The organism is Haloferax volcanii DS2 (assembly GCF_000025685.1).
GTDB classification, from domain to species: Archaea; Halobacteriota; Halobacteria; order Halobacteriales; family Haloferacaceae; genus Haloferax; species Haloferax volcanii.
In genome coordinates this window covers 279,067-292,659 of record NC_013964.1, presented here as the reverse complement: position 1 = coordinate 292,659, position 13,593 = coordinate 279,067, and the positions used below count along the sequence as shown (strand labels likewise).

11 protein-coding genes are annotated in these 13,593 nt (G+C 64.3%); 7 read left to right on the top strand and 4 right to left on the bottom strand.

Features of this window, described 5'->3' with window-relative positions:
- Positions 1-5: 5 nt before the first annotated feature.
- A complete protein-coding gene (locus HVO_RS01200) occupies positions 6-1,766 on the bottom strand; it encodes an aldehyde ferredoxin oxidoreductase family protein (protein WP_004041291.1) in 1,761 nt (586 codons plus the stop codon).
- Between the two features lie 279 nt (positions 1,767-2,045).
- Between HVO_RS01200 and HVO_RS01195 the strand changes: the two genes are divergently transcribed.
- The 3 genes from HVO_RS01195 (at position 2,046) to HVO_RS01185 (ending at position 4,931) form a co-directional block, all read left to right on the top strand.
- Complete coding sequence (locus HVO_RS01195) at positions 2,046-3,167, top strand: CobW family GTP-binding protein (RefSeq protein WP_004041292.1); 1,122 nt, start codon at positions 2,046-2,048, stop codon at positions 3,165-3,167.
- A 142-nt stretch (positions 3,168-3,309) separates the two neighbouring features.
- A complete protein-coding gene (gene tnpA / locus HVO_RS01190; RefSeq protein ID WP_004041293.1) occupies positions 3,310-3,699 on the top strand; it encodes an IS200/IS605-like element ISHvo18 family transposase in 390 nt (129 codons plus the stop codon).
- The gene (locus HVO_RS01185; protein ID WP_004041294.1) at positions 3,696-4,931 is read left to right on the top strand and encodes an RNA-guided endonuclease TnpB family protein; all 1,236 of its coding nucleotides are present in this window, start codon (positions 3,696-3,698) and stop codon (positions 4,929-4,931) included. The genes tnpA and HVO_RS01185 overlap by 4 nt, the downstream gene beginning before the upstream one ends.
- 125 nt (positions 4,932-5,056) lie before the next feature.
- Here HVO_RS01185 and HVO_RS20720 read toward each other — a convergent pair whose 3' ends face one another.
- Positions 5,057-5,221, bottom strand: a complete 165-nt coding sequence (locus HVO_RS20720) for a hypothetical protein (RefSeq protein WP_004041295.1) — start codon at positions 5,219-5,221, stop codon at positions 5,057-5,059.
- An 80-nt stretch (positions 5,222-5,301) separates the two neighbouring features.
- Positions 5,302-6,459, bottom strand: coding sequence for a glutathione-independent formaldehyde dehydrogenase (locus HVO_RS01180; RefSeq protein ID WP_004041296.1), 1,158 nt, complete (start codon positions 6,457-6,459; stop codon positions 5,302-5,304).
- Between the two features lie 395 nt (positions 6,460-6,854).
- Here HVO_RS01180 and HVO_RS01175 point away from each other — a divergent pair, with 395 nt between their 5' ends.
- On the top strand, positions 6,855-7,235 hold the full coding sequence (locus HVO_RS01175) for a Rid family detoxifying hydrolase (RefSeq protein ID WP_004041297.1): 381 nt from the start codon (positions 6,855-6,857) through the stop codon (positions 7,233-7,235).
- A 117-nt stretch (positions 7,236-7,352) separates the two neighbouring features.
- Here HVO_RS01175 and HVO_RS01170 read toward each other — a convergent pair whose 3' ends face one another.
- Positions 7,353-7,628 (bottom strand): hypothetical protein, encoded by a 276-nt coding sequence (locus HVO_RS01170; protein WP_004041298.1) that lies wholly within the window; start codon positions 7,626-7,628, stop codon positions 7,353-7,355.
- A gap of 270 nt (positions 7,629-7,898) precedes the next feature.
- On the opposite strand from HVO_RS01170, the gene HVO_RS01165 reads away from it, so the two are divergent.
- The 3 genes from HVO_RS01165 (at position 7,899) to HVO_RS01155 (ending at position 13,489) form a co-directional block, all read left to right on the top strand.
- Complete coding sequence (locus HVO_RS01165) at positions 7,899-9,338, top strand: NADH-ubiquinone oxidoreductase-F iron-sulfur binding region domain-containing protein (RefSeq protein WP_004041299.1); 1,440 nt, start codon at positions 7,899-7,901, stop codon at positions 9,336-9,338.
- Positions 9,335-12,670 (top strand): formate dehydrogenase subunit alpha, encoded by a 3,336-nt coding sequence (fdhF, locus tag HVO_RS01160; RefSeq protein WP_004041300.1) that lies wholly within the window; start codon positions 9,335-9,337, stop codon positions 12,668-12,670. Before HVO_RS01165 ends, fdhF begins: the two co-directional genes overlap by 4 nt.
- Positions 12,671-13,282: 612 nt before the next feature.
- The gene (locus tag HVO_RS01155; RefSeq protein ID WP_004041301.1) at positions 13,283-13,489 is read left to right on the top strand and encodes a hypothetical protein; all 207 of its coding nucleotides are present in this window, start codon (positions 13,283-13,285) and stop codon (positions 13,487-13,489) included.
- The last annotated feature ends 104 nt before the right edge of the window (positions 13,490-13,593 follow it).

Here is a 13,593-nt window from a genome sequence, read left to right as displayed (position 1 = left end):
GGTGTTCAGTCATCGAGGGTGTCGAAGTCATCGGTGAGGGCAGCAAGTCCGAGGCGGTCGATAGTCTGCGCCGTCGGCACGCCGTCGACGGTCCAGCCGCGGCGGCGGTAGTACGCGTCGAGCATCGAGTCGAAGTCGTCGCGGTCGACGGTCGCACCGGCCCGGGGCCCCGATTCGAGCGGCTCTTGGAGCGCGGCCGGGAGGGAATCGTCCTCGCGCGAGATGCCTTCGCGGACGTTGAACAGCCGCGTCACGTTCCAAATCCGCTCGCCGACTGTGGCGAGTCCGCCGGCGGGGTCGAGGCCGACCGATTCGAGCCACTCCCGGCCGAGGTCGTCGAGCGCGTCGCCGAAAAAGTCATCCGCGATGAGGCTCCAGAGCGTCGACCGCCGGTCCTGTTCGCGGATGACCTCCGCCGCGGTCCGGTCGGCTCCCCAGTCGCCGTCGAACACCTCGCGTTCGATGGGTCGCGCCCGCCGATGGCACGCACCCCGGTCGCTGGTCGCGTACGCGAGTGCCATGCTCTGCGCGCCGCGCGGGTCGTATGCCGGTAGCTCCATCGACTTCACCGTGGGGACGAGGTCGCGCCCGCCGAACCGCGTCGCCGCCGCCTCGACCCCGTCCGCGAGCGCGTCACCGAGCTCCGACTCGCGCTCCGCAATCTCCTGTAAGAGGGCCCGCGCGCCGTCGGGCTCACCGAACGAGAGCGAGCGGTCGAGCACGCCGGCGGCGTTGGCCTTGACCGTCCACGCGACCGCGCTTCCGGCGCTAATGAGGTCCATCCCGAGGCGGTCGCAGGTCCGTCCCAACACTGCGACGGCGTCGAAGTCGTCGATGTCGAGTCCGGCTCCGAGCGTCATCGCGGTGGCACCGCGCGGGACGTGGTCGCCGTCCTCCGTGGCCACACGATACCCGCCCGGAGTCTCCGTGTCGGCGCGTTCGCGGCCGACGGCCCGGTCTTCGACTGTCGTGATGCCCAACTCCTCAGCCGCTTCGAACTGTCCGTCGCTCCAGCCTCGCGTCGAGAGTGCACCGATCTCGTTCGCGAAATCGATCGTCTCGACGGTTCCGCTGGCCCGTAGCCACCGCCCGGTGTCGGTCTCTCGGTACTTCGCCGCGTAGGCGTCTCGCAGGTCGTCCAACCCGTCGGCGTCGGGCGGGGCTCCCCGCGCGACGACGGCCTTCAGTCGCTTCGAGCCCATCACCGCTCCCGCTCCCCCGCGGCCCGCGTGGTGGTCGCCGGCGTCGGAGGCGATGGTGGCGTATGCGACCCGTCGTTCTCCCGCGGGGCCGATACACGCGACAGCCGCGTTCGGGAACGCCTGCGCCGTGTCGACCGTCCCGGCCCCCCACGTCTCGGCGGGTTCGATTGTCGCGTCCCCGTCTTCGACGACGAGGCGAACGGGTTCGGACGCGACACCCGTCACGAGTAGGCCCATGTGCGACCCGAGCGCGCCGGCCAGCGAGTCGGGGAACTCGCCCCCCGCGTACGAGTCGAGAAAACACCCCGTCAGCGGGGATTTCGTGATGGCGGCGTATCTCGACTCGCCCGGGAGGTAGCCCGAAAGCGGGCCGAGCACGAACAGCATCGCGTTCTCCTCGCCGAGCGGGTCGACGCCGGCGTCGAGTTCGTCGTAGAGATAGCGGGCACCCAACCCTTTGCCGCCGACGTATCGCCGTCGCCACTCGTCCGGAATCGGCGTGCTCTCGACCGAACCGGCGGACAAGTCGACCCGGAGGAGTCGGTCAGCGATTGGAGGTGCCATCTGGTCGTTCGTCAGCGCCGGCGACCAAAAAGATGTGCCGTTCTCGCGGACCACCGAGCGAGTGCGGCGGCGCGAACGCCTCCGCCAAAGCCGTACTCTGCGGTTCGCTCGGTGGGTCGCGGTGCCCGACGCGAACAGACGGGAAACCATACATGACAAATATAATATATTTTGTGTTTTCACGGCGGGAGTCCGGAGCACGGCGGGTTCTGTCTCCCGTGTGGGTCGACCGACCCAGTCTTCATTACGACCACCCGCGAGGCGTCACACAGCATCGATATGTCCACAACGGAAATACCGATTACGGTCGTCAGCGGTCCGCTCGGCGCGGGGAAAACGACGCTGGTCAACCGACTCCTGAACGACCCCGGTGGCAGGGAGATAGCCGTCGTCGTCAACGACATGGGCGAACTGAACGTCGACGCGGAGTTAGTCGCGTCCGAATCGGACGACGGGGTCATCGACCTCTCGAACGGGTGTATCTGCTGTCGGCTTCAGGACGACCTCGTGACCGAAGTGACGCGGCTAGCGGAGAACCGCTCGTTCGACTATCTGCTCATCGAGGCCTCGGGAATCAGCGAACCGCTCCCGATTGCACGTACGCTGGCGAGCGAGTCGAACGAGGGTGGTCTGCCGGACCACCTCCGGTTGGACACCACGGTCTCGGTCATCGACACCTACGGGTTTTGGAAGGCGTTCGACCCGGCGGAATCGCTTCCGGACGCCGCCCCCGACCCGGAGCGCCCGTTGACGGAGGTGCTCGTCGAGCAAGTCGAGTTCTGCGACGTGCTGTTGCTGAACAGGTGCGATATGGTCCCCGACGACGCGTTGGACGCCGTCGAAGCCGAGATTCGGGAACTCCAGCCGCGCGCGAGCATCCGCCGGACGACGTACAGCGACGTCGACCCGACGCGGGTTCTCGACACGGGGCGCTTCGATTTCGAGGCGGCGAAGCGCCATCAGGGTTGGAAGCAGGCCCTCGCGAGCGACGGGGTCGAGGCGGACCACGGCCACGACCACGACCATATCCACGACGAGGGCGTCTCGGCAGCGAGGGCCCACGGCGTCGAGTCCTTCGTCTACCGTCGAGACCGTCCGTTCCACCCGCAGCGCCTCGACGCGTGGCTCGACGACTGGCGGGGGAACGTCGTCCGCGCGAAGGGGTTCGCGTGGGTCGCGAGTCGTCCCGAGACGGTTCTCGGCGTGAGTCAGGCGGGGCCGTCGGTGCAGGCCGGTCCCATCGGTCGGTGGGGAGACGATACCCCCCAGACGCGACTCGTGTTCATCGGCCGCGACCTCGACGAGGACGCAGTGACCCGAGAACTCGACGAGTGCTTGGCGACGACGGACGAGCGAGAGGCGGCGTATCCGGACGACCCGTTTCCCCGCGAGTCCGCCTGATACATAGTGCGAGCGCATACCCGCGTCTTCAGGCGCGGGTCAAACGGACAATAGCGTACACAACCACCGACGGTAGTACGGCTGGATTTCCCACCGTGTAAGGTGGTTTTAAGACACACGCTACGTATAGTGTGTAGTACGGATGAAGGCCACACGGCACGCAACGTACAACCTCAACTACCACATAGTGTGGATACCGAAGTACCGTCGGTCGGTACTCGTCGGTGACGTTGCAACCCGTGTGCGAGACATCCTCCACGAAATCGCTGACGAGAAGGGGTTGGAGATTATCGACCTCACTGTCCAACCCGACCACATCCACCTGTTCGTCAGTAGCCCGCCGAAGCACGCTCCGTCACTTCTCGCCAACTGGTTCAAAGGCATCAGTTCGCGGAAGTACAACCACCGACACGCCGACCACGACAGTGAGAAAATTAAGTGGGTGCGAGGCTACTACGCGGGGACAGCAGGACACGTTTCGAGTGAGACTGTCGAGAAGTACATCCAGCGTCACGAGGAGGACGAACAGTGACCGAACTCACCGAGACGCTGGAACTGAAGCTTGTGGAACCGAACACCCACAAGCATCGGAAACTCTGTGAGACGGAACAGGCGTACCAAGACGCCCTTGAATCCGCGTTCAACGCTAACTGCACCACACAGTCGGCGGCGAACGACGTGGTAGTCAACTACGACCTGAGCGGCTACGCCAAGAACGCGCTCAAGAAGTACGTCCCACAACTCTGTGGCGGAAGCTACGACGCCAAAGAGCTTCACGACGACCACCCCGTTCGGTTCACGAACGAAGGCCCGAAGCTCGACCACAAGCCACAGAACGCTATCGAGTGGTACGTCAAAATCCCGCACCACGACGACTACAACCTCTGGTTGCCCGCGCAACCGAATCCCGAACAGCGAGAATGGTTGGAAGCGTTGCACGCAGGAGACGCACAGATGGGCGAATGTCGGTTGTTCGACCGTGACGGCGAGTGGTACTTTCACATCGTCGCCACGCGGGACGTGGAGGAACGAGAGACCAGTTCGGTGGAAACGCCGATTGGGGTAGACATCGGGGAAGCCTCTTTGTTAACGGTGTGTCACCGTGACGAGCGCGGCTCCCCGACTGCACCCAACCTCTGGAACGACGAAGGCATGCGAGTACGGCAACTCCGTGAGACGTACTTCACGGCGACTCGACGCCTTCAAAAACGCGGAAGCGAACGTATCGCTGAATCCTACGGCGACGAGTTGTGGCGACACATCGACCACATCCTTCACACGGTCACGTCGGAGGTCGTCTCCTACGCCGACCGATTCGAGAATCCCGTGTTGGTTCTGGAAGACTTGACGCACATCCGTGAGAACATGGACTACGGCGCGTTCATGAATCGACGGCTTCACGGATGGGGCTTCGCCAAGATGCACGCTCAGATTCGCTACAAGGCGTCTGAGAAAGGGATTCGTGTGGAGACAGTGAATCCCGCGTACACCTCGAAAACGTGCCACTGTTGCGGAGAGGCGGGCTACCGTCCGAAGCAGGCGACGTTCAAGTGTTCCAACTCGGCGTGTTGGGTTTCGGAGTACCAAGCAGACGTTAACGCCGCGCTCAATATTGCAGACCGCTACCTCAGTGGAGAGAGTCATTCAAGAGAACACACGGATGGCGATGACTCGGCTGAGGAAGGGGGACGTTTGACCGTCCCACAAGACAGCCAAGCCGATGCTGACACCCAGCAAGAGACGCTTGGAACGTATGCGTCTTGAAACCTTAGGGCCGCACTCGGCCTGAAATCCCATGGTGGGATTCCCGCGTTGACGAGACGCTCTGCGTCTCGTTCGCACACCAGAACGCTGTGCGTTCTGGGGACGACTTTAGGCGCGGGAGGTGGTCAATAGGCCGCGCCGAGGTCGACCTCGTCTCGGAGTTCGTCCCACGATTCGTGGAAGCCGTAGGTCGACTCCGACTCACCGCCGATGACCGTCTGGTACACCTCGTCGTACTCCAACAACTGCGTCCAGCCGTCGTGGTACCGGTAACTGCAGTACTGACACATAGAACGGGATACCGGGCAAACCGGCAAAGGAGTATCGGTGGGAACCGAGTTGGGAGCGGGAGACTCCGCTGCCCCTAGTCCTAGGGTTCCAGCAGGACCTTCGTGACGCCCTCTTCGCGGTTGTCGAACTTCTCGTACATCTCGGGCGCGTCTTCGAGGCCGACGCGGTGGGAGACGACCCAACTCGGGTCGGCGCGACCCTCGATTATCATGTCGCGGAGCTGTCGGTTGTACTCCTTGACGTTACACTGGCCGGTGCCGAGGGCTTGCCCCTTCTCGAAGAGGAGGCCGAAGTCGATGCCGAGGCGACCCTGCGCGGCCATCTCGTCGGGCGCGCCGGGGTCGTCGGGGACGTAGAGACCGGGGATACCGAGTTCGCCGGTCGGTCGGACCGTCCGAATGAGGTTGTTGATGACGACGGCCGGGTTCTCCCGGGCGGGGTCGTACGCGGAGTCGGCTTCCTTCTCCGGGTCGATGGCCTGGTAGCCGACCGCGTCGACGCCTTTGTCGACGCCGCCGCCGTGAATCTCTTTGATCTGTTCGACGGGGTCGCCCTCCTCGAAGTTGATGGGCGTGGCGTCACAGTGTTCCTCGGCGAGCGCGAGGCGACTGGGAACGCGGTCGACGACGTAAATCTCGGCCGCGCCCTTGAGTTTGGCGCTGTAAGCGGTCATCAGGCCGACCGGACCCGCCCCGTAGATGGCGACGGAGTCACCGGATTCGAGGTTGGCGAGTTCCGTGCCGTGCCAGCCCGTCGGGAAGATGTCCGCGAGCAGCGCGAACGAGTCCTCGTGTTCCCGTCCGTCCGGCAGTTTGAGCGCGTTGAAGTCGGCGTACGGGATGCGGAGCTTCTCGGCCTGTCCTCCCTGATAGGGGCCCATGGCGACGTAGCCGTACGCTCCCCCGGCGAAGCCCGGATTCACGTTCGTACAGAAGCCGGTGTAGCCGTTCTCACAGTTCTCACAGAAGCCACAGGCGACGTTGAACGGCGCGACGACGCGGTCGCCCACTTCGAGACTGCTGACGGCATCGCCGACCTCTTCGACGATACCCATATTCTCGTGGCCGAACACGATTCCCGGCTCCGCGGCCGTCCGCCCCTCGTACATGTGCAGGTCGGACCCGCAGATACAGGTCGTCGTGATGTCGATGACGACGTCGTTCGGGTGTTGAATCTGGGGCTCTTCGACCGCTTCGACTGCGACCTCTCGTTCGCCTTTGTAGACGACTGCGTCCATAGACATTGTGTGGACTCCACTCGACATCTGCGAACAGTCACTATTTATAGCTCGGGTGGGCTCTATTTTGACATAATCTGACACGTTACGGTTGGGTAGAGTGGCGTAGCGCATTCTCAAACTACCAGATAGGTTACTAGCTGTGTTCTCTCACGTCGTACTCTCTGGAGGACACACCCGAACGACCCGGTTCCACATCGCAGTCGCCGGTCCCGGCCACGCTCGGCGCTCCCTGCCGGACCGTCCGGTGACGCACCACTCCCCGGCCGCCGAACGGTCGTCGTCAACTCGCGCGTGCGCCGAGACATTCCACAAACGCTCCGGTTTCTTACACGACGTGTGGCGGCTTCCGTCCCCGAACTGGATTTAATAGGAACCGCCCGGAAGGTCCGGCTATGAAGCGCACGATTAGCACTTCGGACGCTCCGGCGGCTGTTGGCGCGTACAGCCAAGCGACGACGAACGGCGAACTACTTCTCACCGCGGGACAGCTCCCGCTGACGCCCGACGGTGAGCTACTCGACGACGCCTCGGTCGGTGACCAGACGGAGCAGTGTCTCGAAAACGTGGCGGCGATTCTCGCCGCCGAGGATGCGTCCTTGGACGACGTGCTCAAAACGACAGTCTTCCTCGACGACATCGACGACTTCGAGGAGTTCAACGAGGTGTACGGCGAGTTCTTCGACGAAGACCCGCCGGCTCGGAGCGCGGTCGAAGTCGGCAACGTGCCGAAAGGAGCCGCGATAGAAATCGAAGCCGTCGCGGTGACCGAGTAGGCGACACGCCGCTGACCTCTGACGGGCGCTCGACGGACCTCGACGCGCCCGGTATTTTTCGAGCCGACACGTCCCGACGAGAATGCGTTTCCGAGCAGTCGGTGCTATAATCGTCGGCTATTCCAATCGCATATTCTCGGCTCGCTCGGCCGCGAGGTCGGTAATCTCCTCGATGTCGCTCTCGGAGCGGTCCGCGAGGACGCGAACCAACATTCCGAGTTGGACGGCCGCCGTCTCGCGTAACTCCGACGCCTCTTCGGTGTCGTTGGCGAAGTAGTACTCCTGTCGACCGTCGTCGTGGACGAGTCCGGTGTACACGGACTGGATGTCGTCTTCGCGAGTCGCGTCGGCCGCCTTCGCTCGCACGTCGTCGAACCGTGGATTCGTCATCATCACGGTAGACGACGCGTCGCCGCCTTAGCTCTTTGCTCCGCTCGCTGTCCCGTCTGGAGCGGTCACCCGTCTCCCGCCCACTCGCGCTCGCACCGACTTCGTGTTCGGCTTCCCGAACGCCTCGAAATCGCACTCCGACGCGAGTGGGTTGGGGTGATTTTTTAACCCCGCCGTGTCTCTTCATCTGTGAGAATGAGTCGCACAGGAAACGCAGTCCGGTCGCCGGTACTTCGGGTCTCGGGAGCCGGGCGGACGGAGCGCGGAGCGCGTGTGTTGAGCGCCGCACGTCGCACCGCCGACTCCGTCACGGTCCTCCGAACGGGACCCACCGGAATCAGCGAGTACGACCCGTTGGTTCTCGCGACCGACGCGGGGCGGACCGCGTTCTTCCCGACCGCGGAGACATCGAGAGTCCGAGACCTCGTCACCGCCATGGAAGACGGGGAGCTACCGACGGACGGTGCTGCGGCAGTCGTCGACCACGACGCCGAGCGGACGACGCTGCCAGTTCCGACGGACGGGCCGCTCGCGGTGGGAACGCGGCGCGTCCTCGGCCCCTGTGGGTGGCTCGACCCGCTGGACCCGACAGCGTATCAGTTTCACTCGCTCGATAGGGACGCGAGCGCCGTCGCGGACGCCGGGCTCGTCGGTCGAGGTAGATGCGACGCCGCCGCCGACGACCCGGTCGCAGACGCTTGGCGACGCGCGCGAGAAACCGACGGCGACCCGGTCGTCGTCGTGAACGCGAACGACGCGGACGACCGCCAGCGCGCGGACCGAACGCTCCTCGCCGGGTCGCCGATGTCGGTGCTCGACGGCGTGGCGGCCGTCGCCGAGTACCTCGGCACGACCGAGGCGGTCATCCACGTCGCCGAGACCGACACCGAACTGCAAGCACATCTTCGGGAGGCTATCGACGCCGCCGCGGACGAACTCCCGGTCGTGCCGGTCGTCGTCACCGGTCCCGACGAGTACCGCGCCGGCGAACCGACGGCGGCGCTGGAAGCGATAGAGGGGGTGGACAGAACCGAGCCCCGTCTCCAGCCGCCGACGCCGGCCGAGTACGGGCTCTACGGTCGCCCGACGGTCATCCACACGCCGCGGACCTTCGCCCGGGTACGGCTCGCGCTCGCGGACCCAGAGGGCACCGATAGAGACGCCGCATCGACGACGCGACTCCTGACCGTCACCGGCGACGTAGCCGCGCCCGCGACGATAGAGGTCGGCTCGGACGCCCGCCTCTCGACGGCTCGGAACGCCGTCGAACTGGAGGGGTCGTTCAAGATGGCCTGCGTCGGCGGGGTGTTCGGCGGTCTCACCCGGACGTTGGACGTCGAATCGACCGCGGCCGAACTGACCGCGGCCGGCCTCGGAACGGAAGGCGTCGTCGAACTGTTGAACGACGAGCGGTGTGCGGTCGCGACTGCCGGAGAGCGGGCGCGCTTTGCCTCGGAAGCCAACAGCGGGCGGTGCGTACCGGGACGGGAGGGAACCGTCCAACTCACCGAACTGCTGCGAGCGGTCTACCGAGGCTCGTTCGACCGAGCGAAGATACGCGAACTCGGTCGGGTCATGTCCCGGTCGAGCAACTGCCTGCTTGGCGCTCATGCACCGCGTCCGGTGCTGACCGCGATGGACGAGTTCGAATCGAGTTTCGAAGCACACGCCGACGGCCGCTGTCCGAGCGGCACCTGTTCTGACAAACTATGAGCACTGACGACCCACTCCCGGGCGTTCCGGAGATAGACGACCCGCAGCACGAGACGCCGGTCACGGCGGAGTTCGAGACCGGGACCGCGAACGACCCGCCCGTCGGAACCGACGGCGAGGACCCGACGACACTCAGCGTCGACGGCACACAGGTCACCGTCCCGCCGGGGTCGACCGTCATCGACGCCATGCAAGCCGTCGACGACGAGGTCGTGAGCGTGGACCCCGGCGCCGACAGCCTCGACGAGGACGCCGACGTGCCGGCGCTCTGCTACTACGACCGCGGGGGCGACGCGAGCGACGAAATCGGCCCTCGGAGCGAGTGTCGAACCTGCATGGTCGAGACCGACGAACACGGGGTCGTCCCCTCCTGTTCGTTCCCGGCCACCGACGGGCTGAGGGTCGAGACCGACACGTCCGCCGCCGAGGAATCCCGGAGCGTCAACCTCGACCTCGTCCTCTCCAACCACAATCTACGCTGTACGACCTGTAACGGGAACGGTCGGTGTGAACTCCAGGAGACGGCCGTCAGCGAGGGGGTCGACCACCCGCGCTACGGCGTCTTCGACGACCGAAGCGAGTACGAACCGCTCGACGACAGCTCCTCGTTCATCCAAATCGACCGCAACAAGTGTATCCTCTGTAACCGGTGCGTCGAGGGCTGTAACGACGTGCAGGTCGAAGGCGTCCTCCGTATCGAGGGCTCCGGGGAGGACACCCGCATCGGCTTCCAGTCCGACGCCGAGACGATGGCGGATTCCGACTGCGTCTCCTGCGGACACTGTGCCACGGTCTGTCCGACCGGTGCCCTGACCGAGAAAGACATCGGTGGCGCGGGGACGCTCCCGCTTCCGGGGTTCACGCAGCGGAACTCCGTCGGGCGAGTCATCGAACACGAGGATGTCGAGACCCTCGACGACACGACGGCACCGAACCGCTCGCCGGACCCCGGCAGTTCTGGGACCGCTGGGGGCGAAGCCGAGTCGGGACGGGCGGGACGGGAGAAACGGAGCGGCGTCGCCCGATACATGGCCCAGAGCAAGCGCCGAGCGTCCGACTTCCTCGAAACATACGGCCGGAAGGCCATGCTCGCGGGCGAACACACCGCCGAGAACCTCGCGGCGCGGACGCTGCCGGAGGGCCGACTGTTCGATGTCGCGTCGCTCGTCAGCGACTACCGGCTGGGCAACCTCGACAAAGCGGAGACGACCTGCGGGTTCTGCGCGGTCGGCTGTCGGTTCGAGATGTGGGGCAAAGACGGCAACGCCATCGGCGTCCAACCCGTCGACGACCCGGACAACGCCCCGGCGAACAACTTCTCGACGTGCGTGAAAGGAAAGTTCGGCCACGACTTTGCCAACAGCGAAAACCGGCTCACGAAGCCCCTGATTCGAAACGAAGACGGCGAGTTCGAGGCGGCCTCGTGGGACGAGGCGCTCGACTACGTCGCCGGCCGACTCCGCGAGATTCAGGACGAACACGGCGTCGACGCGGTCAGTTGCCTCGCGTCGTCGAAGGGGAGCAACGAGGAGGCGTATCTCGTCCAGAAGTTCGCGCGGCAGGTACTCGGCACGAAGAACATCGACAACTGCGCCCGGCTCTGCCACTCGTCGACGGTGGCGGCGCTCCAACAGACGCTCGGCTACGGCGCGATGACGAACCGCATCAACGAGGACATCGGCGAGGCCGACGCCTACCTCATCAGCGGGTCGAACACGACCGAGTCGCATCCGGTGTTGGCGACTCGCATCAAGCAGAACGTCCGCGACGGGGCCGACCTCGTGGTGTTCGACCCCCGGAAAATCGGCATCGCCGAGCACGCCGACCAGTACACGAGAACGACGCCCGGCTACGACGTGGCGTGGCTCAACGGACTCATCCGATATCTCATCGAGCACGACCTGCACGACGAGGAGTTTATCGAACGGAATACGAAAGGGTTCGCGGAGGTCAAACGGAAAGTTCAGGCGTTCACCCCCGAGAAAGTCGAGAGGCTGGCCGGCGTCTCGCCCGACGAACTGAAGTCGGCCGCCGAGACGCTCGCCGACGCCGAGAACGTCGTCTTCGGCTGGGCGATGGGGATGACCCAATCCAGCCACGGGACGGAGAATCTCCTCGCGATGGCCGACCTCGCGCTCACCCTCGGGCAGGTCGGGAAACCGGGCGCCGGACTGTCGCCCTTCCGCGGCCAGAACAACGTGCAGGGCGGCGGCGGCGACATGGGGACCCTGCCCGGGAGCCTCCCCGGCTACCAGGACCCGGCCGACGACGAGGTCGGCGAGAAATTCGCCGAGGTGTGGGGCGAGCGTCCACCGGCTGAACCCGGCCTCAAAGTGCCGGAGATGCTTTCGGAGGCCCACGAGGGCAATCTCCGCGGGATGTACATCGTCGGGGAGAACCCCGCGCTCTCTGAGCCAGACATCCAGCACGCCGGCGAGGCGCTCGAAAGCTTAGACTTCCTCGTCGTTCAGGACATCTTCATGACGGAGACCGCAGAACACGCGGACGTGATTCTGCCGGCGGCGACCTCGCCGGAGAAACACGGCACGTTCACCAACACCGAGCGTCGGGTCCAGCGGGTTCGAGCGTCCGCGGAGCCGCCGGGAAAGGCGCGTCAGGACTGGGAAATCACGCAGGAGCTGGCGGCCAGACTGGGCTACGACTGGGGCTACGACCACCCGCGGGAAGTCATGGACGAGATTAGCGAGTTGACGCCCATCTACGGCGGCGTCAGCTACGAGCGACTCGATTCGGGCGACGAGCACGGACTCCAGTGGCCGTGCTGGGACGACGACCACCCCGGTACGCCGTATCTCTACGACTACGAGGGGGGGAACTTCAACTTCGACGACGGGCTGGCCCGCTTCGTGCCGGCGGACGGCGGCCACCCCGGCGAACTCCCCGACGAGGAGTTCCCCCTCACGCTCACGTCCGGGCGGGTCCTCTACCACTGGCACACCGGACAGATTACCCGACGCGTCGAGGGCCTCATGAGCCACGTCGGCGAGAGCTTCATCGAAATCAACCCGACGACCGCCGCGGAACTCGACGTTTCGGACGGCGAGTACGTCAGGGTCGAGTCCCGGCGTGGCGACATCGTCGTCAAGGCGACCGTGACCGACCGCGTCGGCGACGGGACGCTGTTCATCCCGATGCACTTCGCGGCCGGTGCGGTCAACAAACTCACGCAGGAAGTCTTCGACCCGCAGGCCGGCATTCCGGAGTTCAAAGTGTCGAGCGTGCGCGTGGAACCGCTCGGCCCGGACGCCGACCCGGACGTGCTGCGGACCCCGGACGCCGGCGCTGGGAGCGCCGCACGCGGCGACGACTGACCCACGGGGGCGCTACGTTTCGCTGTACTCCTCTCCGGAGTGAACTGACTGCCCCTGCAAGCGTGTCTGTGACGGAACTCCTGTCTGTACTCCGTTTCGGCCCGCGAGCGAGGGTCGACAACGTCTATACACCGCATATCGATATATTTATTCCCCGCTTCGCTCACAGTTTCGGAGGGTAGTTCTGGAACCGGCGTCTCACGTCAGAACTGAACGGCGAGGCTGCTATATACAAGCGAGATAGCGGACGTATCGGTCCGAGGCGTGTAGGTGACCATCCGTTTGTATCTCTATTAGGGGAGCTCTGGTGTTCGTTCTTGCTCTGGTCTCCCTTCCTCACTCTCAAGGGAAGATACCGACTGGCTTCACAGCGGGTCCACGAGTAAATCGAGCGGATATCAGACTCTCGAACCGTTTGTAGCGGGATTTAGTTTGAACTGAGCGATTCTTCCCCTGCTTCTCATTAGGGGAATCGGTTTGATGCGTTGCTTACTTGCAGCGTTATCTGGTGTGCATTAGCTGAGTAGTGTCGGGTGCATACTACCCGTGTCTATTCTCTGGCAACTAGGTCCTAACCGATGCGAATTTGGGGATCCACCGACGAGTTCGGATATGGAGTTACGAAAGTTGGTCTCCGATTACCTTCCAAACGCCGTAGTTGCTGCGACCATATTCACAATCTACAACACCTACACTGGCGATACTGCCGACCCAGTCACGATTGGTGTCGAGTTCATCTTCTCTATTATTGCAATCTTCATCGGATTTATTGTTATCACTCCGATTTTGAACAAGACATTCGATATCGTTAGAAGATGAATACCCGTACATCTTCTCTATTAAGCGGCTGATTTTCCGTACCGACGCTGCAAATAAGTCACGCAGCAAAATCAGCCTCCGAGATTGTGTTCACACATCGTTGT

Coding starts and splice junctions, on each gene's coding strand:
- HVO_RS01200 (WP_004041291.1), bottom strand. CDS start 1,766: ATGGCACCTCCAATCGCTGACCGACTCCTCCGGGTCGACTTGTCCGCC.
- HVO_RS01195 (WP_004041292.1), top strand. CDS start 2,046: ATGTCCACAACGGAAATACCGATTACGGTCGTCAGCGGTCCGCTCGGC.
- tnpA (WP_004041293.1), top strand. CDS start 3,310: ATGAAGGCCACACGGCACGCAACGTACAACCTCAACTACCACATAGTG.
- HVO_RS20720 (WP_004041295.1), bottom strand. CDS start 5,221: ATGTGTCAGTACTGCAGTTACCGGTACCACGACGGCTGGACGCAGTTG.
- HVO_RS01180 (WP_004041296.1), bottom strand. CDS start 6,459: ATGGACGCAGTCGTCTACAAAGGCGAACGAGAGGTCGCAGTCGAAGCG.
- HVO_RS01175 (WP_004041297.1), top strand. CDS start 6,855: ATGAAGCGCACGATTAGCACTTCGGACGCTCCGGCGGCTGTTGGCGCG.
- HVO_RS01170 (WP_004041298.1), bottom strand. CDS start 7,628: ATGATGACGAATCCACGGTTCGACGACGTGCGAGCGAAGGCGGCCGAC.
- fdhF (WP_004041300.1), top strand. CDS start 9,335: ATGAGCACTGACGACCCACTCCCGGGCGTTCCGGAGATAGACGACCCG.
- HVO_RS01155 (WP_004041301.1), top strand. CDS start 13,283: ATGGAGTTACGAAAGTTGGTCTCCGATTACCTTCCAAACGCCGTAGTT.